Below are 20,155 nucleotides of genomic sequence, written 5' to 3'. Positions count from 1 at the left end.
GAGCCAATAGGAGCTCACAAGTTGGTCATAATTCAATTAGAACCGTATTCTATATAACTCGAAACGGTATTTTCCAAAAGCATAGCAACAGTCATCGGCCCGATTCCTCCCGGCACCGGCGTGATAAATTCGGCTACTGTTTTAACAGCATCAAAATCCACATCTCCGGCCAAACGGCTAGTACCGTCTGGATTGACGACGCGGTTAATACCGACATCAATTACTACTGCTCCGGGTTTGACCATATTAGCTGCAATCATTTCTGTGCGGCCGACTGCGGCTATTAGAATATCGGCTTGATTGGTAATCGATTCTAGGTTTTGCGATCGAGAATGAGCTACTGTCACAGTGCAATCTGCTTCTAACAGCATTAGCGCCATCGGTTTACCCACCAAAATACTGCGGCCCAAAACAACGGCGTTTTTTCCTTTCAAATCAATCTGGTATTCCTGCAATAACCGCATCACTCCGGCGGGAGTACAACTCCGCAAACCTTCCTCCCCGCGCACGAGACGGCCTAAATTTACAGGGTGAAGTCCGTCAGCATCTTTATCGGGGGCAATTTGGTACAGCAGGGCAATTGCATCTAAGTGCTCTGGTAGCGGTAATTGAACTAAAATGCCATCTACTCGATCGTCCTCGTTTAGCGCACGAATTGCAAGTTCTAGTTCGGCTTGAGTAACGTTTTCGGGGTAATGCTGGCCGAAGGAAGCAATGCCAACTTTAGCGCAGGCTCGCTCTTTATTGCGAACATAGGCTGCGCTAGCTGGGTTGTCGCCCACCATCAGCACCGCAAGTCCCGGAGGACGCCTCTTTTGGGGTTGTAGGGCGCGGACTCGATTGCTCAGCTCGCTTTGAATCTTTTGGGCTAAAGCTTTACCATCTAATATGCGAGCAGTTTTGGCTTCCATTGTAGACTGTGGGTTAGGGGTAAGAAACGGCTGACGATTTTAGATTTTAGCTTAACCGCTCACCTAGATTGTGCAGCAGTCTGTTCTGAGTTGCGATCGATTTTTCCAATTCTGTTACAGTAAGTCGTATCTCCAATCTTCAATCATTTGACTAAATGACTACTGTAATTAAGCAAGTTTGGGTTAAGTTTTTTATCAAAGAGGGCTGCATCGGGTCTTTATCGCTCATATTCGCCAGCGCTTTGTTCAGTTGTGGCAATTTACCTCTGTCTCAACTTAATCTTGGCTTTAATGTGGCTAGCATTGGCGACGTTCAACAAAAGCGGCAAGTCGATGCTGAAGTTTATCTCCGGGGAAAGGTGGAAAATCGCGCTCCGTTTGTCGGGAATGCGGCTTATCAACTTGAGGATGGTACTGGCAGTATTTGGATTTTAACCAAGCAAGATTTGCCACAACTTGGTGATGAAGTGTTGCTTAAAGGCGAAGTTCGGTATAAAAGTATTACGCTGAAGGAATTGGCTGGTAAGGATTTAGGTGAGGTTTATGTTGACGAAATAGAACAGTTAAAGCGTACTCCCAGTTCAGAAAAGGGAAAATAGGCAGAAGGTAATTGGTTGTTTGTTATTTGTTATTTATTAATTGCTCCTTCTTCTGCTTTCTTCCTCCCTTATCCTTCTTCGTTCTTCCTTCTTCCCTTATTCCTTCCTCCCTTATTCCTTATTCCTTCCTTCTAATTAATGAATAAAATTCACGTTGCGATCGCGATTTTGTACCGAGACGGCAAGTTCCTCTGTCAGTTGCGGGACGATGTTCCTAACATCAGGTATCCCGGACATTGGGCGTTGTTTGGCGGACACTTGGAACCTGGAGAAACGCCGGAAATAGCCGTTTTGCGGGAATTGAAAGAAGAAATTAGTTATGCTCCTCCAAGTGTTTCTTTTTTCTGTTGCGATGTGGAAAAAGATGTTATTCGCTACGTTTTTCACGGACAACTTAGTGCGGATGTCAAGGATTTAGTTTTGCTTGAGGGTTGGGATATGAAGTTGTTGGCGCCGTCTGATATTCGGGCAGGCAAATGCTTTTCTGAGCAGTCAGGAGATGTGCGACCTTTTGGGATTGCTCACCAACATATTTTGTTAAGTTTTATTGACTCGATCGCTACCGTCGAAATGAAATAGCGTACTGTACATTACAGTCCGCACACCAACCGCATATCAAACCTGGATAGGGTGGCGAGAATGCTCGTCAACCCCCACACCTTAGTTGTTGGTAGGCAAAAAATAGCAATAAGAGTCAACAGAAGGTGATGCGCAGATAATGCAACCCTTTAAACTGCCCGAATTTTATATGCCTTGGCCGGCGCGGCTGAACCCAAACCTGGAAACGGCGCGAGTGCATTCCAAGGCGTGGGCCTATGAGATGGGAATACTTGGCTCAAAAGAGGAAGCGCAAGGGCAGCCTATTTGGGACGAACGCAAATTCGATGCCCATGACTACGCTTTACTTTGCTCTTACACCCATCCAGACGCACCAGCAACGGAGTTAGACCTAGTAACCGACTGGTATGTGTGGGTGTTCTTTTTTGACGATCACTTTCTGGAAATCTATAAGCGCAGTCAAGATTTGGTTGGGGCCAAGGAGTACCTCGATCGGCTACCCGCATTTATGCCGATTTTCCCTAACGAAACCCCTCCCGTTCCCACCAACCCAGTAGAGCGCGGTTTGTTAAACCTCTGGTCTCGCACTGCCTTTACGAAGTCTGTGGAATGGCGGCGACGATTCTTTGAGAGTACCAAACACCTCTTAGATGAGTCGATGTGGGAACTCGCCAATATCAATCAAAATCGGATTGCTAACCCGATCGAATATATCGAGATGCGGCGCAAAGTCGGTGGCGCACCCTGGTCAGCCCATCTCGTGGAACACGCTGCGTTTGTAGAAGTTCCAGCTAAAATTGCCGCCACTCGACCGATGCGAGTCCTGAAAGATACATTTGCCGATGGAGTGCACCTTCGCAACGACCTGTTCTCCTACCAGAGAGAAGTCGAAGATGAAGGTGAAAATTCCAATTGTGTGCTTGTACTTGAGCGCTTCTTGAATATTAATACCCAAGAGGCGGCTAATCTCACCAACGAGCTGCTGAACTCGCGGTTATATCAGTTTGACAACACTGCTGTTACCGAGTTGCCCTCCCTCTTTGAGGAGCACGGAGTAGACCCCGTAGAGCGTGTGAACGTTCTCCTCTATATCAAAGGACTTCAGGATTGGCAGTCGGGCGGTCACGAGTGGCACATGAGATCGAGCCGCTACATGAACGAGGAAGCGGGTAATTCTGCGACACCGACGCTGAATCTCGGCCCCACAGGGTTAGGAACCTCGGGGTTGCGGTTGGAATCGTTATACGCCACCTTGGGTTTAGGAAGGTTCAATAGCTTTACTCACGTTCCCTACCAGGCTGTAGGGCCCGTGAAATTGCCTAAGTTTTATATGCCCTTCTCTACCACTTTGAATCCCAATTTGGATGAGGCACGGAAGCATTCCAAGGAATGGGCCCGCCAGATGGGGATGCTGGACGAGCTACCGGGCATTCCTGATGGCTTTATCTGGAATGACCACAAGTTTGATGTTGCCGATGTCGCCCTATGCGGTGCGTGGATTCATCCGAAGGGGTCTGAGGATGAGCTAAATCTGACAGCGTGCTGGCTGGTGTGGGGAACCTATGCTGACGATTACTTCCCAGCAATCTACGGAAACAATCGGGACATAGTGGGTGCGAAAGTGTTCAACGCCCGAATGTCGGTCTTCATGCCCCTCGACGACTCCACTCCCCCTGCCGTGCCAACTAATCCGGTCGAACTAGGCTTGGCAGATATTTGGTCTCGGACTGCTGGCCCCATGTCCCTCACCGCGCGGACTGAATTCCGCCGTGCGATTCAGGACATGACTGACAGTTGGGTGTGGGAGCTCGCCAACCAGATCCAAAATCGGATTCCTGACCCGATCGATTATATTGAGATGCGCCGCAAGACCTTTGGGTCGGATTTGACGATGAGCCTGTCCCGACTAGCCCAGGGTGGCGAGATCCCAATGGAGATTTACTACAGTCGGCCAATGCGATCGCTGGAGAATTCTGCGGCAGATTTTGCCTGTTTCACTAACGATATCTTCTCCTACCAGAAAGAAATCGAATTCGAGGGCGAAATCCATAACCTCGTGCTGGTTGTTCAGAATTTTCTCAACTGCAATATACCCCAGGCTGTCGATATTGTGAACAATCTGATGACCGATCGGGCAAAACAGTTTCAACACATTGTTGCCACTGAATTGCCTGCTCTATTCGACGATTTCAATCTGGATGAAAATACCCGAAAGAAACTGCTCGGATACGTCGAGAAATTAGAGAATTGGATGTGCGGCGTACTTAGGTGGCATATCAAGGTAGACCGCTATAAGGAATTTGAATTGCGTAATAGTGCTTCCCCGATAGCGCGAGTGCTCGGCGGCCCCACAGGACTTGGCACCTCGGCTGCACGTATCACCTCGTCGATCGGCGCGGGCCTCAATTGTGTCAGTAATGGGTCTAGCAATTAAAACCCTTCTGTAAGAGAATAGATATTGCTGGTGCAAGTTCTTTTGTCAGCATTCGGTCATGTAAACCAGCATTGTTTTTGAATTAACTAGATATTTGAGGATTAATTTGTGACGTATTCTAATGATGATCTCAGAGCAGATGTTGAACGTCATCAGCGCCATTTAAGTTTGGGGACAGCGGCCGCCCGTAATTTGGCAACGACCACCAAATCTGCACCGCAGATGCAGGAGATTACCTCCCGGTGGTTGTTGAAGCTATTGCCGTGGGTGCAGACGAAGGGTGGTGTGTTTCGAGTCAACCGTCGGTTGAGTTATACCGTCGGTGATGGGCGCGTCACTTTCACCAACACCGGATCGACGGTGCAGGTGATTCCCCACGAACTTACTGAGTTGCCCTTGCTGCGAGGGTTTGACAACGTTGATGTGTTGACTGCGCTGGCAAACCAGTTTGTGCAGCGGGAGTACGCCCCAGACGACGTGATCGTCGAGATTGGGCAGCCGGCCGATCGGGTGATCCTGATTGCTCATGGCAAGGTGAACAAGATTGGTGTCGGCAAGTATGACGAGCAAATCGTATTGGATGTGCTCGCCGACGGCGACCATTTCGGCGATGAAACTGTGGTGGAGTCCGAGGACACTTGGCAGTACACGCTCAAGGCTATTACCAGAACCATAGTGTTGTCGCTGCCCCAACAGGCGTTTGAGCAGTTGATCGAGCAGTCCGAGGAGTTGCGAACTCATGTCGAGGCTTTCCGCGAGCGCCTGAGACAGCCACAAACAGCCCAAGGTGAAGCAGCCATTGAGGTGGCAACGGGTCATCCTGAAGAGACTCCATTGGCAGGAACCTTCGTTGATTACGAGCTTGCACCCCGCGAATATGAATTGAGCATCGCCCAAACCGTGTTGCGGATCAGTACCCGGGTAGCCGATCTCTACAATGAACCGATGAATCAGACCGAGCAACAATTGCGGCTGACCGTCGAGGCTTTACGGGAACGTCAAGAACACGAAATGATCAACAACCCCGATTTTGGGTTGTTGCACAACGCTGACCTCAGACAGCGCATCTACTCCCGCGGTGGCACACCCACCCCCGACGACCTCGACGAACTGCTGGCTACGGTATGGAAGGAGCCATCGTTCTTCCTAGCTCACCCCCGGACGATCGCAGCCTTCGGTCGGGAGGCAAACCGCCTGGGCATCTATCCACAAAGCGTAGATGTGAACGGCGTTCAGGTTACAGCTTGGCGCGGCGTACCAATATTTCCCTGCAGCAAGATCCCCATCACCAATGCCCGCACCAGTTCTATCCTCTTGCTCCGCACAGGTATGGAAAAACAAGGGGTGATCGGCTTACATCAAACGGGTATCCCCGACGAATACCAACCCAGCCTCTCTGTCCGCTTCATGGGTATCAGCGAACAAGCCATCATCTCCTACCTCGTCACTGCTTACTACTCGGCAGCCGTCCTAGTACCTGACGCACTCGGCATCCTCGAAGATGTCGAAATCGGGCGCTAAATATTTGTGAGAATTAAGGGAAATAACTTGTGTCAATAAGTAATTGGCAAAAGCGTTATCGCCTTAACTTCTTATCAATTGGATTAGGCACTCAGGACTTACGCAAATGTCATCCTACTAGATAGCGGTTAATGGCAGAATTTGCGTAAGTCCTTGCACTTTTGTTAGTAACTAAAGGATGAGGTAATGACGTATTCTAATGATTCGGATTTGGATGTTGAGAGCAGACAAACTCAACTGAGTTTGGGTACAGCAGCAGCCAGGAAGTTGGCGACGACGACAAAATCTGCACCGCAGATGCAGGAAATTACATCGCGGTGGTTGTTGAAGATGTTGCCGTGGGTGCAGACGAAGGGTGGCACCTATCGGGTTAACCGTCGATTGACATATACCGTGACTGATGGGCGGTTGAGTTTCACCAACACCGGATCTGTGGTGGAGGTAATTCCCCAAGAACTTTGTCAGTTGCCCTTGCTGCGAGGGTTTAACGACAGCCAGGTATTAAGCGCATTGGCGAGTAGGTTTGTCCAACAGGAGTTCCTGCCTGGTGACATCATAGTGCAGTCAGGTCAGGCAGCCGATCGGCTTTTCTCGATCGCTCATGGCAAGGTCAACAAGGTGGCTGTTGGCAAGTATGGCGAGGAGCCTTTGCTGGATATGCTGGCAGATGGCGACCATTTCGGCGATCAGGTGTTGGTGGAGTCAGAAAGCACTTGGAAGTTTACAATCAAGGCTGTGACCCGATGCACGGTATTGGCGCTACCACAACAGGCGTTTCGGGAACTGCTCAACCAGTCGGGCGCGTTGCAGGCTCAGGTTGAACAGTTTAGGACTCGTGCCCAACAACCGCAAAACAAGCAGGGCGAAGCTTCGATCGCATTGTCTGCAGGTCATCTTGCGGAAACCCCGTTGCCAGGGACTTTCGTTGATTACGAACTCTCACCCCGCGAATATCAATTGAGCGTTGCCCAAACTGTGTTGCGGGTGAATACTCGCGTCGCGGATCTGTACAACGAACCGATGAATCAGACGGAACAACAACTCCGGCTGACCGTGGAGGCATTGCGGGAACGTCAAGAACACGATTTGATCAACAACCGGGAATTCGGGTTGCTGCACAATGCTGACCTGAAACAGCGTATCTACACCTGCAGCGGTCCTCCCACCCCCGACGATCTTGATGAATTGATTACTCGTCGGAGGAAGTCGAAGTTCTTCCTGGCTCATCCCCGCACTATTGCTGCCTTCAGTCGGGAGTGCAACCGCCGAGGCATCTACCCAGACAGCATTGACATGGATGGGAGCAAGGTAATCACTTGGCGCAATACACCCATTCTTCCCTGTAACAAGATCCCAATTACCAAGAACCAGACCAGTTCTATCTTGGTGTTGCGGACTGGTGAGGAAGACCAGGGCGTGATCGGCCTGCACCAAACGGGTATCGCCGACGAATACCAACCTGGCTTGTCTGTCCGATTTATGGGCATCGAGGAAAAGGCTATTATTTCTTACCTGGTCAGCGCCTACTACTCTGTTGCCGTTCTTGTTCCCGACGCCCTCGGTATCCTTGAAGATGTTGAAATCGGGCGTTAGGAGGGTACAGCTATTGAGCAGGTTCTGTGGCAAAATTTCTCCGATCCGACACCCCCGCGGCTTCCCCTAAATCCAGATCGATAGCCAAGAAAACCTTCACTCAGCAACGCCAGAAATCCCACAAAACTCTAGCAATTATCATTACTTTAGTAATTACGGAAGTCTGACAAGTATTAAGGTACTCTACTATTTCAAACTTTCGATCGTCGCCCTATGACGAAAGTAGTAGAGTACCCTACAAGTCAATAAAAATGAACCACTTGCGTAATTTTTATACTGTTAGGCACTACTAACTTTCAAAATTAAAGTAGGTGGACATCAATAAAAATAAAATCAAGAAACCCGGTTTTTGTAGGCAATCCCCGTGGTTGCCCTCGGGTTTCTTTGCTGTCTTTACCGAGCAGCAATCATTCCCGTTTGGCGCGCGTAGTCAAACAACCCTCCGGCATCTATTACCGGGCCTACTTCTCCTAAAGGTTTGAGCGAGAAAGTTCGATCGAGAGTGTGGTTGACAATTACCTCTGCTGTAAAATCGATCGTCACTTCTTGCCCCGTTACAAACAAGTCGCACAGCCGCTCGACTGATTCTATCGGGTACAATTCGCCAGTAGCCGAGCAATTGCGAAAGAAAATGCGCGCGTAAGACAAAGCCACCACTGCTGTGACGCCGGCGGCCCCCAGAGCGATCGGAGCGTGCTCCCGCGAAGAACCGCAGCCAAAATTTTCCCCGGCAATTATAATCGGATACCGGGTTTTCTGTTCGCCGGATTCGATAAACTTACCGTAGCGATCGGGCAACCCAATCATCGCGTAACTGCCTAGTTTCTCGTACTCGTCCGGCTTCGAGGGAACCAGGGTCAGGTATTCGGCAGGGATAATTTGATCTGTATCGATGTTGTCGTCTACAACAAAAATTTGACCGCTAATTACTTTACCCATAGTTTATTTCCTGTTAGCCTCGCTCGATGCTGTGGTGATAATTTTAAGTGGATCCGTATGCAAAATTTGCATCTGTTCATTTTAACCTGGCAGTGTCAGTGATAACCTGTATGAGTAAAAATTAGATCCGAGACTTTGGGTTAACAATTAACGGCTTGCTAAGCGTCAAGATAGTTTTATGGCGAATCCAATAGATGACATTGCTCGACAAGCTCGCGAGGGCTCGGTTGCAGCGATTATTCAAATCCTTAACGACAAACTGGCACAGGTAAGTGTCAGGGCCAGAGCCGTGTTTGCAGAGGGTGTGCTGCAACTGCTGTGCGAAGCTGCAACACCTCAACTGCTCGAACAGTCTAGCTTGGTCGATCGCGTCCAAGAAATTTTGGAGGGCATTTCGCCCCACAATATTCGCCGAGTCAACATCAACAGCCGGCTTGTCCGAGAACACCAATTGCTGTGGCTCGAAGAAATTAGTCGCGATTCCGAGAATCAACTGTTGTGGTCTCAAGAAATTAAACTCAGAAAGCCCAATTTGTTTAAGCGTTTGGCCGCCGCCCATCACGAACGCCAAGCTTTGGCAAGCAAGCGGGCTTTGCCGAGAATGGCTGCACCTCGATCGATGCAGGAACCGCGGCAATTTCAGCGCGGTATCGTCGGCGGCATCAGCTTGACCGTGCTGTTGCTCGGGGCCGCGGCCGCCATCTACAAAGGACTCAATTCCCAAGCGCTCAACAGCACACAAGCCAACAGCCAAGCAGTTGCCACTGCCGCTCCCTCGGAGGCAAAAGCTGTTTTGAAAATTTCTAAGGAGACTGCTAATTCTGCTGTTGACTCTTTTGCACAAGCAGTGCGAGTCGCCTCGCAAGCAGCCACCGACAGCAAAACCGCTCAATCTCGCGAGGATTGGTTAGTCGTAGCTGCTAAGTGGCAGCAAGCTTCGGATTTGATGGCCGCCGTGCCCTCTAAGCATCCCCGCCACACAACGGCTCTGAACCGGACGGCACTTTACCGCCAAAATAGCGATAAAGCCCAACAGGAAGCACAAAATAAGTAAGCAGGTAAGTCGGATAAATCTAACAAGAGAGTTTGCCCTGCTGCTCTAGAAGTTGTGAAAAATGAGTTTTTGAGCAAACACTCGCAAACTCTCAGCTATGTTATGAGTGATAATTTGGGGATTTTCAATTTTTGCGCTCAGCGTGGCTCGATCGGCGGATTGGTATCAAAATAAAAATTTGTTAGGATCACAAACTTAAATAGGAAACATCACAGGGTGAGGAGAGGGGTGTCACTAAGCGGTCTCTAGAAAAGCTTCATACTATCAATAACGGTCCAAATTAGCGGGAAGGGGATTTATTATCATCCGGTCAAGGAGGGTAAAGTTCAGCCCGTACAGATCGAAGGGTAGAAAATAGGAAAATAGAACTCAGTCAAATCTGGGTATATTTTCAGATATCTAGTGACCCGCCGACAGGCTGCGCAAATACAGAAAGCAGACTCATAACAGTCAAGGCGACAGTTATGGATAGGTTCTATATTTGCAGCGCGAGCCGGCTCAAACATCTTAGAATAAAGTCTTGGTTGCCATGATCGATCGCCAGGGAAATCAAGAGTTTACGTCGATCGACCGATCGCCGTCAGAGTCTTGCACTTTGCATTTACCGCAAATCCCAGAACCAGTATCAATCCAAAAATTTCTGGATCGTCTTATGCAGTACCAGGTCGATCCTGCCCTCCTCGGGCGACAAATTTGCCAAATTCTCGCGACCAGCTTTGATCGACAAATCCTGCTGCAAATAGCAAATACTTTGGGGGTTGCATGGGGGGCAGATTTCTGTTTGGTTGCTGCTGTGGTTGACCAGAAAGTAGTAAATCCGAATGCTTGCTGGGAAAATAGCAGCGATCGCCCAAATGCTGCCGATGCTGCCGCGGAAGCTCAAACACCGGAACACTCCCAAACCACCAAATTAAAATTGCCTAGCATATTACTCGAACATCCCATCTGGGCAAACCTGCTAGCAAACGGCGAGAGAGTGGCGATATCCGACTATCAAGATAGTCTGGCAGCTTCATCGCTGAATTTCCCTGTGACACCGCTGCCTTTTCGGGCAATTTTGGCAGGGCCTGCGCGATTTGGAGGGGCTGTAAATGGCATGATGATTCTGGGTAAGTCCCACCCTCACGAGTGGTCGGCAGCCGACCTGCAGCGCCTAGAAGCAGCATCGGACGGGATCGGCATCGCGATTTCTCACATTCAAAAAACTCAAGAAATTGCCAGCTTAAACGAACAGTTACAGCGACAAGCTAAATACAAAAATCTACTCATGTCAGTTGCTGCATCGATCGACAAAAATTCAGAAGTCGATCGCATATTGCAGCAAGTTATTGAAAATACCGTCGATACCCTGGAAGTAGATAAAGGTCAAATCCTGCTATTGAAATATACCGATCCTCCCTTTAAAACTCGCTCCCCCAATCAAACGCCCAAAGCCAAAGTCGAATTAGTTTGCGAAGCCGCTCTGAAAAAAGATGCAAACCAACAGGCAATAGCACAAAGCGATCCGGCAAAAAAAAGCTCGACATCCAAAACAAAAAACAAGGAGAAAGCTGCTAATTCCAGATCCAAAATTCCCAACTCAAAACCAAATAACTCTCCCCCTTTGTTGCTATCGGAATCTAATTTGTGCGGCAAAGCATTCCACAGCGCACCCAAGCCCCTCGCCCTCGCTGACGCAGGCGAATTAATCGGCAACGAACAAGAGGGCGTCACAGAAATCTTGAAACTCCAAGGCATTCGCGCCTTGCTGCTGGTTCCCCTCACGGGCGATCGCAACCAGGAAACAGTATTGGGGTTCTTGGTTTTGCAGCACTCCGAGCCGCGCGCTTGGAGCCCTGAAGAATTAGAAGTTCTCGAATCAGTCAGCGCTCAAGCGAGCAGGGTGATTATCCAAACTCAGACGCTCAAGGAAGCGCAAACCCTAGTCGAAGACAGAACCGCTCAGTTGCAGCAAAGTCTCGACGTGCAGGGGAAACTGTACGAACAATCTGCCATTCAACTAGAGCAACTACGCAAATTGAAGCTGATTAAAGACGAGTTTCTCAGCACTATGAGTCACGAGTTGCGCACCCCTTTAACAATCATGAAGCTGGCGATTCTAATGCTCAAACAAGCTGAACAGCCGTCAGCAAGTCGGGCTAAGTATCTAGACATTCTAGAGCAGCAGTGTGCTAAGCAAACATCTCTGATTAACGATTTGCTGACCATCAAGCAGTTTGAGCCTCACCAAGCCCCGATTTCTCTAATCAAAATCGATCTCAACCGTTTAGTTCAAGATTTAGCTGGGGATTTTGAGAAATTGTGGGCGGATAAGCAATTGACTTTGAAGGTGGATTTGCCCAAGTTGACCCCTTGCTGGGAAACCGATCCGGATATTCTCAATCGGGTGCTGCTGGAACTGCTGACTAATGCTGGAAAATACTCGGCTTCTGGAACGGCGGTAGTTTTAGAGGCGTCTGAGGTTGCCGGCTATATTGTCCTGAGCGTTTCTAATTTCGGATCTGGCATTTCTGCTGCTGATTTGCCCTACATCTTTGACCAGTTCCGCCGCGGCACAGGCATTACTGACCAAGCTATCGCCGGTACGGGTTTGGGTCTGGCGCTGGTAAAGTGTTTAGTACAGCACTTGAATGGTACTATTGATGTGTCTAGCTGTCCGGCAGAAAGTTTTGAAGCTGACGAGTTGTGGCGCACATCTTTTACTCTGACTCTGCCACAATTTCCAGCGGAACTCTGTAATCTAGAATAATAGTTTGGTGGAAAAGCGGTTGTGAATTATTGGCAGCGAACAGGCGAAGACTTGCTTTTAAAGGGAGATTTGGATCTGGCAAACCCTACTATCAAATCCTCCTTTTTGATTTGTTTGTCTGGTTTCGCTTCTAAATTGCCGATTCTTCATTGCTGATTCTCCCCAAGACTTATATGATGTTCGGTTATTTACCCGTAATTAACGCGTATTTGTAGTGAGTGCGATCGTCCTCTCTTAATGAATTAATCGGGACTAAATCCGTTGCTGCAAACTGAATTATGATTGTATAACCGGAGATGATATTATGCAGTATAGACCAAAGAAACTGAGTTTTTAACTGTTTCAAAAGCCTACGAAGTATTTTCGTAAAAGCCGATTTAAGCGTCTTTGACTATCCTCTAAAAATTGTCGCGGTGCATGGAACTCGATAGCCAATATTATGCTCATAAAAGCTGCACCTAAAACCCTCCGTTGGCAACGTTCTAAATATTCGCCGCTGGCGCGACAAATAGACATTTTTGCAGCGGCGGGAAAGTTTATGTTTTTTTTGTGGTGGGATGGACTGCTGCAAAATAATTCTCCTCATACTAGAAGAATTCGCGCTCATTGGTTGGTCAATACTTTGCTTAATTTAGGCCCAACCTTTATTAAAATTGGGCAGTCTCTCTCGACTCGGGCGGATTTGCTGCCACTTGAGTATGTGAAGGAACTCGAACAGTTGCAGGATCGGGTTCCTCAGTTTAGTTCCGAAGAGGCGATCGCTCTTGTAGAATCAGAGTTAGGCAAGGATATTTATGCTTTGTACCGCGATTTTGACCCGTTGCCGATCGCTGCTGCGAGTTTGGGACAGGTGCACAAAGCGAGGCTGCACACCGGGGAAGATGTGATTGTAAAGGTGCAGCGTCCGGGTTTGGAAAGTTTATTTAATTTGGATGTGAAGGCGGTGCGCCAAGTGATGCGTTTTTGCGATCGCTATTTGCCTGGGACTCGCAAGTACGGCCTGGAATCTATTTATCACGAGTTTTTTAAGATTTTATATCAAGAAATTGACTACGTGCAAGAAGGTAAAAATTCCGATCGCTTTAGCCATAATTTTCGAGAATATCCTCAGGTTATTGTCCCGAAAGTCTACTGGCAATACACGACTAAAAAAGTGCTGACTCTAGAATACGCACCAGGGATTAAGGTTGACGATCGCATTAGTTTAGAAGCGATTGGAGTAGATATTGTGAAGCTCAACCAACTAGGAATTTGCTGTTATTTGAAACAGTTGTTAATTGACGGTTTTTTTCAAGCTGACCCGCATCCGGGAAATTTGGCGGTGACAGAAGATGGCAGCTTGATTTTTTACGATTTTGGGATGATGGCTGAGGTTAAGTCTCTGGCTAAAGACCAAATGGTCAAGACTTTTTTTGCTGTGCTGAGAAAGGATACTGACGAGGTACTCAATACTTTAATTACTATGGGCTTAGTTGAACCGATGCCGGATATGATGCCGGTGCGCAGGCTGATTGCTTTTCTGTTGGATAAGTTTATTGATAAGCCGATCGACTTTCAAGCTTTTAATGAAATTAAGAACGAACTTTATATCATGTTCGAGCAGCAACCGTTTCGGTTGCCTGCAGAAATGATGTTTATTGTCAAGTCGGTGACCACTCTCGACGGCATTGCTAGAACTCTCGACCCAAACTACAATTTCATAGCATCCGCTCAGCCTTTTGTCAAGAGTCTTGCGGTGAGCAAGGGGCGGGGAAATGCGATCGGAGAATTGGCAAGACAAGCGCGAAGTTTTATTACATATAAGTTACGGCAGCCGAGCAAATCGCAAGTTTTTATCAAGCGTTTGGAGCAGCGAATTGAAGAGGGCGAACTGCAAATTAGAGTGCGAAATATCGAGAGCGAAAGAGCCTTGAAACGGATTAATTTAGCTTTGAAAACTCTAATTTTTGCTTGTCTGGCGGGTTTTGCGGTGCTGTCGGGTGCTGTGCTGCTGGTGGGCGGATATCAAACGGGGGCGATCGTCGCTTTTGCGGTTTCGGGATTCGGCGGCTTGTTTTTGCTGCGATCGCTGTTACATTTGTTGGTTAGGGAAAAGCTCGATCGAATGGTTGAAAAATAAATATACTTGGTAATGGCGATCGTAGTCAGGACTTGAGTCCTGATTAAAAGCACTAAAGTCCTGACTACAAACTGCCGGAAATTTTATCGGCTAAGTCGAGCGCGAAAACAGCTTTGGAAAGTGCCTGGATGCTCTACAATCGGGAAAGGTTCAGAGAGCCTGCACAAATGTTAGAACCCACATTCCGCCCTTTGACTGTCACATTCAGATATTTTTGAGGCAGCCATGAGGTTTGGATCAATTTTGACTAAATTCCCAATCAACAGTCGCTAGTTTTTGAGAATTGGTTGAAGAGGAGATGGTTTTTTCCTATGAAGGTCTGAAACTTTCTCACAGCAGGAGGTTCAGACTCGTCAAAAGCGAAAATTATCACGGTGTGACAGTCCAAGAGCGGAATGTGGGTTCTAACCCAAGACCCAATTTCTCGATCGCCCCAAAAACAAAAATGATAACTAGCGTGTGGGGAGGGCTTTTTGCCTTTACCAGTTGCTAGATATCACTTTGATATCAGAGTTAAATTTTCAATACCCCCAGGGGAATTCGAATCCCCGTCGCATCCGTGAAAGGGATGTGTCCTAGGCCTCTAGACGATGGGGGCGCGTTGCGTTTGCTTGTGTTCCGCACCTTTATTACCTTAACTAATCTTTCCCAATCTGTCAACTACTTTGCGAAAGTTTTTTTTCTACTCGTCCCAAAGCTCGTCACAGTAGGCTTTGAGGATGGCGGCGCAATTGTCGATCGCCCCGAGATGAGCGATTTCAAAACCGTGGGTGTTCTGGGTGGGGAAAGCCAAACAAGCGGCGCGGGCTACGTGGCCGAACTTCATGGCGATCGAAGCATCGCTCCCAAAACCGCTAATTACCGCCAACTGCACCTCTACATCAGATACTGCGGCTGCTGCGCGCAATTGGGCGTTCAATCCTTCATCGTAGACTCCGTAGCCGTCCTGAACCAGCAAAACCGGGTTTTCGCCGTCACGAATCGGGTATTCCGGTGCCAGAGGGCAAATTTCCAAAGCGATCAGCGCGTCCAACGGCTGGCGCTGCGTGAAATACAAAGCTCCGATCGCCCCAACCTCCTCCTTCGCCGACGCTACCAAATAAACATTCACCGCAGGCTCTTTCAAACATTCCGCCAGAGCCAGTAAAATCGCCACTGAAGCCTTGTTGTCCAGAGTGTAGCTCGCGATCCAGTCCTTCAACCGCAGCGGGCGCTTGCGGTGCTTTCCCACCACCATCCGCGTGCCCGGTCGAATTCCGGCCTCGGCTAATTCCTCGGCGGTAAACTTAGTTTCGATCCAGGCATTTTCCCACTTTAAGCAAACATCTTCCTGCTGAGCTTTCTGAGGAGATTCGTGAGAAACATGGCGGGAACCGAAGCTGAGAATGCCGCTAATTGTTTGCTTGTCTCCGAGCAAATCCACCACGCCTTCGCCGTAAACCCAAGGAAACGAGCCGCCCAATCTGCGGACTTCCACGCGGCCACTCTCGCCTATTGTTTTAACTAGGGCGCCAATTTCGTCTTTGTGGGCGGTAATGGCGATCGACTTTTCGGGATTGCGACCCTTAATTAGGGCGATCGCATTGTCCGCGCGATCGACCCAAGCATTCACTCCCAGGGCGGCGAATTTTTCCATCAACCGCTGGTTAATTTCCGATTCCGCACCGCTGGGTGAGTGCAGCATTACTAATTCTTCGATTGTTTGGAACAGGCGATCGAATTCTAACATTTTTGATTTTCGTTTTTAGGAGCGAATTTGGACATATATTAAAGCACATTTACCCACTATTTCCCGGCGGTACACTTAGTTTTAATTCAGGCATTTTCCCACTTGAAAAAAACATCTTCCTGCTGAGCTTTTTGAGGAGCGTAGGAATGAAGCAATTGGAGGCAGCAAAGGGCGATTGAGTAACAAGATTCATGCGAGCGCGTGGATGCGTTGGGCAATCCGTTGGGGTTTCACCTCATCCCCGGACAAGCTGGTGACGCGAGAAGGAGCCGACCAACTACCGCCGTTACTGGTAGCAGGTACACTGCTGGCTGACAAAGGGCTATGATGCAAATCAGGCTGTGATTAACCGCCTCAATGCCGAGGGGAAGAGCGCCGTGATTCCACCTCGCCACCACCGCAAGACCCAGCGAACTTACGATACGGAATTGTACAAAGCCCGTCATTTGATTGAGAACTTTTTCGCCAAGCTCAAGCAGTATCAAGCAATCGCGACGCGCTCTGACCCTAGGGCGGTGAACTTTCGGGCCTGCGATTCATCTCGCTGCTGGGGTCATCTGGTGGAATTGATGAAACGCCCTAATTAACTTGACAGTCCCGTAAACTAATATGCCTGACCTCTTCAGCACATTTTTTTCGACTAATTTCATTCCTCACGGGCATTGCTACCTCTGGAAACCGGAGTTAGTATGGCTGCACTTAACGTCAGATGTACTGACTGTCCTCGGGTATTACTCGGTGGCGGTTGCCATTGTTTACTTTAGGTATGAGCGTCAGGATCTGCCTCCCAAGACGGTGATGCTGCTGGTGGGTTTATTTTTTATCTTTGCCTTATGTGGCACGACCCACCTGATGGGAGTAGTGACACTTTGGTATCCCATCTACTGGGTTTCAGGACTGATCAAAGCGGCCAATGGTGCTTGGTCTTTCTATACGTTCACCTTTTTAGTGATTCCCTTAATTCCAGTGGCGATCGATGCGCCAAGTCCCGCCCAACTCGCCCTTACAAATCAGGAACTAGAGGAGAGTCGCCGCCGTATCCAGGCGATTAATGTCGAGCTAGAGCAACGGGTGCAGGAACGCACCGCGGAACTGGAAGCGTCTAATCGCACCAAAGACGAATTATTGATGCGTGAACAAGTGATTCGCGAAGATGCAGAGGCTGCCAACCGTGCCAAGGATGAGTTTCTCTCGATTCTTTCTCATGAACTCAGAACTCCTCTCAACGCCATCTTAGGATGGTCAACGATGTTACTACGGCAGAAAAACCTGAGTGGGGATAAGGTTGTGCGGGCTTTGGAGACGATCGAGCGAAACGCAAAGTCTCAAGCCCAGCTCATTGAAGACATTCTCGATGTTTCTCGCATCATCACAGGTAAACTGCGCCTCCAAGTCCGTAGAGTCAACCTCGTATCGGTGATTGAATCGGCGATTGACTCTGTACGCTTGGCGGCTGAGGCAAAATCAATTCGCCTGCAAAGCGTGCTCGATTCAGAATCTGGCCCGCTCTTAGGTGATGCAGATCGGTTGCAGCAAGTTGTGTGGAATCTCGTTTCTAACGCCATCAAATTCACGCCTAAAAACGGGCGAGTCCAGATTCGTTTGGAGCGGGTTAATTCTCATGTTGAAATTACTGTCAGCGACACTGGACCAGGCATCAGCTCAGACTTTCTACCCTTTGTCTTCGATCGCTTCCGCCAGCACGACAGCACGACCACTCGCAGTTATGGGGGGTTGGGTTTAGGGTTAGCCATTGTGCGTCAATTAGTTGAATTGCATGGCGGGACTGTAACGGTAGTGAGTCCAGGAATAGGACAGGGGACGAGCTTTACAGTCAAACTGCCCGTGATGATTATCCATCCACCAGCCAGCGGCGACCCAGAACGATTAAACTCGATCGTCGAGGAGAATGCGAGGGTTGAGGCGTCACCCACCCTTGAAGGCTTACAAATTTTAGTGGTAGACGACGAGGCTGACGCGCTAGAGTTGCTGAGTACAATTCTGCAAAAGTATGGTGCGGATGTCATCGCTGTGGCTTCGGTCAAAGAGGCGTTGACTGTTATTGAAACCGCAACCCGCAGCCCCGATGTTTTAGTGAGCGATATTGGGATGCCGGATGAGGATGGCTACTCCCTGATCCGCAAGTTGCGGCAACTTGAAGCGCAGCGGGGCGGTCGGCTACCGGCGATCGCGCTGACGGCTTATGCCCGGAATGACGATCGTCGGCAGGCCCTATTAGCAGGTTTTCAGATGCATTTGACCAAACCTGTAGATGCTGCCGATTTAGTAGCGGTGGTTGCCAGCCTGACCGGACTTACGGGCCGGTGCTAAAACCCTGGTGTATTGAGCTCGTCCTTTTACTGCTTCTGTTGTAAAAACTGTTCAATAACAAATGTCGCGTTTGAGGATAATTGGCTTGTTGTCAGCTTTGGGTAAAGGCTAGAGCGCCAGTCCAGTAAAAGAAGTTAACAAAAAGCATCAAGTATGGGTTGCACAAACAACTTACAATGTGCTACTCAAAACTCAAGTTGCTACGCAGTGGCGAGCAAAAATTACCAATCCATAATTTCCGCCGATTTTTTGTTACCAATAAATCCGGCTGGTTATCAATATGAAAAATCTCATATCCAACTGAAAAATCTTTTGAGTTAGGCAGATATCAATTGACGCTCTGTAAAACTTGTTGACAAAACATGAAGATTATGAACCACTGCCATCCGTCCCAAATCGAAAAGATTTTTGCGCCAACCCAAATACCGAGCTTGTACTCCTTGCCATTGACCGATGTGAGCTAAGCTATGTTCCACACTAATTCGCTCTCTTAATTTTGGACGATCGAGTGCTGTGGTTTGACGCTGAAGCAACTCCTGCAATAAAGACTCGTCTGGATGAAGGGAAACCATCCGGCATTTAGCACTAGCTGTACGCTGAGAATGCAGCGGGCAAGTCTGACATTGCTTTTGGGAAAATAGCACAGTTTTTCCTGCGGTAAATGGTATACTGATGCCATTGGGGGAACGAATTATGCGCAAGTCTCAATCGAGATTAAAAGCTGTTTTATCAAAATATTTGCCGTTGCGAACTCGCCAAGATTTACAAATTATTGTCAAGTTTGATTCACGTTCTTTAACCCAATGGCTTGTCAAATAAGCTCGCTCGATATGCAACTCTCCTAGCTCAACATTTTGCCGTGTTAAATCGACCGCTATTGCTTCGGTAACAATACCTTTGGCAACATTTGCAGGTGTCACCCCTACGGCTTTGACCATTCCTGAATCTAAGTCGGGGTTGCTGAATAAGTTAGGGAAAATTAGGAGAACAATTGATTGGTGATTCAATCCCGGTGAAGCATAAGTTTTTGTTTTTGTAATTTGCCCACATATAATTTTTTACAGTTATTAAACCGTAACCAGACCTTATTTTGGGAAATCGGCAGAAGAACAAAAAACAAAAAAACCATCTTAACCAGATAGAAAGGTTGATTACTAAAAAAGTAATAGCAATGGCTGTACCAGAAGTATTATCAAGTTTTGCCATCACTCGATTCAATCTAAATTTTCGTTTTTTTGGTCCAAATTTGCCCTTAATTGCATTTCTAATTCTTTCATCTTCCCAGGCTTGTTTCTTTGTTTCTTTGCTCACATTGGCGGGTGCTATTCCTAGCGGATATCCACTAATTCTAATTCCTCTTTCTTTACACCATGATCGATTTTTTCGGGTTCGATAAATCCGATCCTCTTCGAGGGCTTCGCTAACGGCATGGATCGATTCTGGATAGCATCTTGTGTAACTTTTAAATGCTTCTATTTGGGCTTTTAAGTCTCCCGATTAGTTAAAGTTATCCCAACTCTTTCGGTCTAATACCAATTTCATAAAATAGTGCTACAGTTAGTAGAAGTGCATTTTGCAATTGACTAGCCAAATAGAGGTCAAAAAAATGTCAGGAGTT

At 48.1% G+C, this 20,155-nt stretch carries 14 protein-coding genes, 1 tRNA gene and 2 pseudogenes; 10 read left to right on the top strand and 7 right to left on the bottom strand.

All coding sequences use genetic code 11. From position 1 onward, the window contains the following. Nucleotides 1-32: 32 nt before the first annotated feature. Entirely contained in the window at nucleotides 33-911 is an 879-nt protein-coding gene (gene folD / locus E5S67_RS11450) for a bifunctional methylenetetrahydrofolate dehydrogenase/methenyltetrahydrofolate cyclohydrolase FolD (RefSeq protein WP_172187208.1), read from the bottom strand. Between the two features lie 155 nt (nucleotides 912-1,066). On the opposite strand from folD, the gene E5S67_RS11445 reads away from it, so the two are divergent. The 5 genes from E5S67_RS11445 to E5S67_RS11425 all read left to right on the top strand — a co-directional run bounded on the left by E5S67_RS11445 (nucleotide 1,067) and on the right by E5S67_RS11425 (nucleotide 7,616). After that, complete coding sequence (locus E5S67_RS11445) at nucleotides 1,067-1,510, top strand: DNA-binding protein (RefSeq protein ID WP_172187206.1); 444 nt, start codon at nucleotides 1,067-1,069, stop codon at nucleotides 1,508-1,510. A 138-nt stretch (nucleotides 1,511-1,648) separates the two neighbouring features. Then, nucleotides 1,649-2,089 (top strand): NUDIX hydrolase, encoded by a 441-nt coding sequence (locus E5S67_RS11440; protein WP_172187204.1) that lies wholly within the window; start codon nucleotides 1,649-1,651, stop codon nucleotides 2,087-2,089. 139 nt (nucleotides 2,090-2,228) lie between these two features. Further along, on the top strand, nucleotides 2,229-4,502 hold the full coding sequence (locus tag E5S67_RS11435; protein WP_172187202.1) for a family 2 encapsulin nanocompartment cargo protein terpene cyclase: 2,274 nt from the start codon (nucleotides 2,229-2,231) through the stop codon (nucleotides 4,500-4,502). A 108-nt stretch (nucleotides 4,503-4,610) separates the two neighbouring features. After that, a complete protein-coding gene (locus tag E5S67_RS11430) occupies nucleotides 4,611-6,023 on the top strand; it encodes a family 2B encapsulin nanocompartment shell protein (protein WP_172187200.1) in 1,413 nt (470 codons plus the stop codon). A gap of 186 nt (nucleotides 6,024-6,209) precedes the next feature. Then, the gene (locus tag E5S67_RS11425; RefSeq protein ID WP_172187198.1) at nucleotides 6,210-7,616 is read left to right on the top strand and encodes a family 2B encapsulin nanocompartment shell protein; all 1,407 of its coding nucleotides are present in this window, start codon (nucleotides 6,210-6,212) and stop codon (nucleotides 7,614-7,616) included. Between the two features lie 393 nt (nucleotides 7,617-8,009). On the opposite strand, the gene E5S67_RS11420 is transcribed toward E5S67_RS11425, so the two are convergent. Beyond that, complete coding sequence (locus E5S67_RS11420) at nucleotides 8,010-8,555, bottom strand: LeuD/DmdB family oxidoreductase small subunit (RefSeq protein ID WP_172187196.1); 546 nt, start codon at nucleotides 8,553-8,555, stop codon at nucleotides 8,010-8,012. A 178-nt stretch (nucleotides 8,556-8,733) separates the two neighbouring features. Here E5S67_RS11420 and E5S67_RS11415 point away from each other — a divergent pair, with 178 nt between their 5' ends. From E5S67_RS11415 to E5S67_RS11405, 3 genes are all read left to right on the top strand, one after another. Further along, the gene (locus E5S67_RS11415) at nucleotides 8,734-9,609 is read left to right on the top strand and encodes a hypothetical protein (protein ID WP_172187194.1); all 876 of its coding nucleotides are present in this window, start codon (nucleotides 8,734-8,736) and stop codon (nucleotides 9,607-9,609) included. A gap of 529 nt (nucleotides 9,610-10,138) precedes the next feature. Continuing rightward, nucleotides 10,139-12,358: a GAF domain-containing sensor histidine kinase gene (locus tag E5S67_RS11410; protein ID WP_172187270.1), complete on the top strand. Its 2,220-nt coding sequence runs from the start codon at nucleotides 10,139-10,141 to the stop codon at nucleotides 12,356-12,358. Nucleotides 12,359-12,797: 439 nt separating this feature from the next. Beyond that, nucleotides 12,798-14,477 carry an ABC1 kinase family protein gene (locus E5S67_RS11405; RefSeq protein ID WP_172187192.1) on the top strand — a complete coding sequence of 560 codons (1,680 nt, stop codon included), beginning with the start codon at nucleotides 12,798-12,800 and terminating at the stop codon, nucleotides 14,475-14,477. Nucleotides 14,478-15,002: 525 nt separating this feature from the next. Here E5S67_RS11405 and E5S67_RS11400 read toward each other — a convergent pair. The 3 genes from E5S67_RS11400 to E5S67_RS34710 form a co-directional block, all read right to left on the bottom strand. Further along, a tRNA-Glu gene (locus tag E5S67_RS11400) sits at nucleotides 15,003-15,075 on the bottom strand. 84 nt (nucleotides 15,076-15,159) lie between these two features. Further along, on the bottom strand, nucleotides 15,160-16,206 hold the full coding sequence (locus E5S67_RS11395) for a M42 family metallopeptidase (RefSeq protein ID WP_172187190.1): 1,047 nt from the start codon (nucleotides 16,204-16,206) through the stop codon (nucleotides 15,160-15,162). Nucleotides 16,207-16,395: 189 nt separating this feature from the next. Next, nucleotides 16,396-16,524, bottom strand: coding sequence for a hypothetical protein (locus E5S67_RS34710; protein WP_425487374.1), 129 nt, complete (start codon nucleotides 16,522-16,524; stop codon nucleotides 16,396-16,398). 23 nt (nucleotides 16,525-16,547) lie between these two features. On the opposite strand from E5S67_RS34710, the gene E5S67_RS34705 reads away from it, so the two are divergent. Next, the gene (locus E5S67_RS34705; RefSeq protein WP_172187188.1) at nucleotides 16,548-16,793 is read left to right on the top strand and encodes a transposase; all 246 of its coding nucleotides are present in this window, start codon (nucleotides 16,548-16,550) and stop codon (nucleotides 16,791-16,793) included. Nucleotides 16,794-16,815: 22 nt separating this feature from the next. Further along, nucleotides 16,816-18,537: a hybrid sensor histidine kinase/response regulator gene (locus tag E5S67_RS11385; protein ID WP_172187186.1), complete on the top strand. Its 1,722-nt coding sequence runs from the start codon at nucleotides 16,816-16,818 to the stop codon at nucleotides 18,535-18,537. A 317-nt stretch (nucleotides 18,538-18,854) separates the two neighbouring features. Here the strand turns inward: E5S67_RS11385 and E5S67_RS33310 are convergent. Next, a pseudogene (locus E5S67_RS33310) lies at nucleotides 18,855-19,490 on the bottom strand (transposase); the annotation flags it as partial. 16 nt (nucleotides 19,491-19,506) lie between these two features. Further along, a pseudogene (locus E5S67_RS11370) lies at nucleotides 19,507-20,067 on the bottom strand (transposase); the annotation flags it as partial. Nucleotides 20,068-20,155 lie beyond the last annotated feature (88 nt).

It is taken from the genome of Microcoleus asticus IPMA8 (assembly GCF_013179805.1).
GTDB lineage: Bacteria > Cyanobacteriota > Cyanobacteriia > Cyanobacteriales > Microcoleaceae > Microcoleus > Microcoleus asticus.
The sequence above is the reverse complement of the archived record's forward strand: the minus strand, read 5'-3'. Positions and strand labels throughout refer to the sequence as shown.

What these genes read in the sequence shown, in the direction of transcription:
- E5S67_RS11415 (WP_172187194.1), top strand. Translation starts at nt 8,734, where the DNA reads ATGGCGAATCCAATAGATGACATTGCTCGACAAGCTCGCGAGGGCTCG.
- folD (WP_172187208.1), bottom strand. Translation starts at nt 911, where the DNA reads ATGGAAGCCAAAACTGCTCGCATATTAGATGGTAAAGCTTTAGCCCAA.
- E5S67_RS11445 (WP_172187206.1), top strand. Translation starts at nt 1,067, where the DNA reads ATGACTACTGTAATTAAGCAAGTTTGGGTTAAGTTTTTTATCAAAGAG.
- E5S67_RS11440 (WP_172187204.1), top strand. Translation starts at nt 1,649, where the DNA reads ATGAATAAAATTCACGTTGCGATCGCGATTTTGTACCGAGACGGCAAG.
- E5S67_RS11425 (WP_172187198.1), top strand. Translation starts at nt 6,210, where the DNA reads ATGACGTATTCTAATGATTCGGATTTGGATGTTGAGAGCAGACAAACT.
- E5S67_RS11410 (WP_172187270.1), top strand. Translation starts at nt 10,139, where the DNA reads ATGATCGATCGCCAGGGAAATCAAGAGTTTACGTCGATCGACCGATCG.
- E5S67_RS11435 (WP_172187202.1), top strand. Translation starts at nt 2,229, where the DNA reads ATGCAACCCTTTAAACTGCCCGAATTTTATATGCCTTGGCCGGCGCGG.
- E5S67_RS11405 (WP_172187192.1), top strand. Translation starts at nt 12,798, where the DNA reads ATGCTCATAAAAGCTGCACCTAAAACCCTCCGTTGGCAACGTTCTAAA.
- E5S67_RS11395 (WP_172187190.1), bottom strand. Translation starts at nt 16,206, where the DNA reads ATGTTAGAATTCGATCGCCTGTTCCAAACAATCGAAGAATTAGTAATG.
- E5S67_RS11385 (WP_172187186.1), top strand. Translation starts at nt 16,816, where the DNA reads ATGCCTGACCTCTTCAGCACATTTTTTTCGACTAATTTCATTCCTCAC.
- E5S67_RS11420 (WP_172187196.1), bottom strand. Translation starts at nt 8,555, where the DNA reads ATGGGTAAAGTAATTAGCGGTCAAATTTTTGTTGTAGACGACAACATC.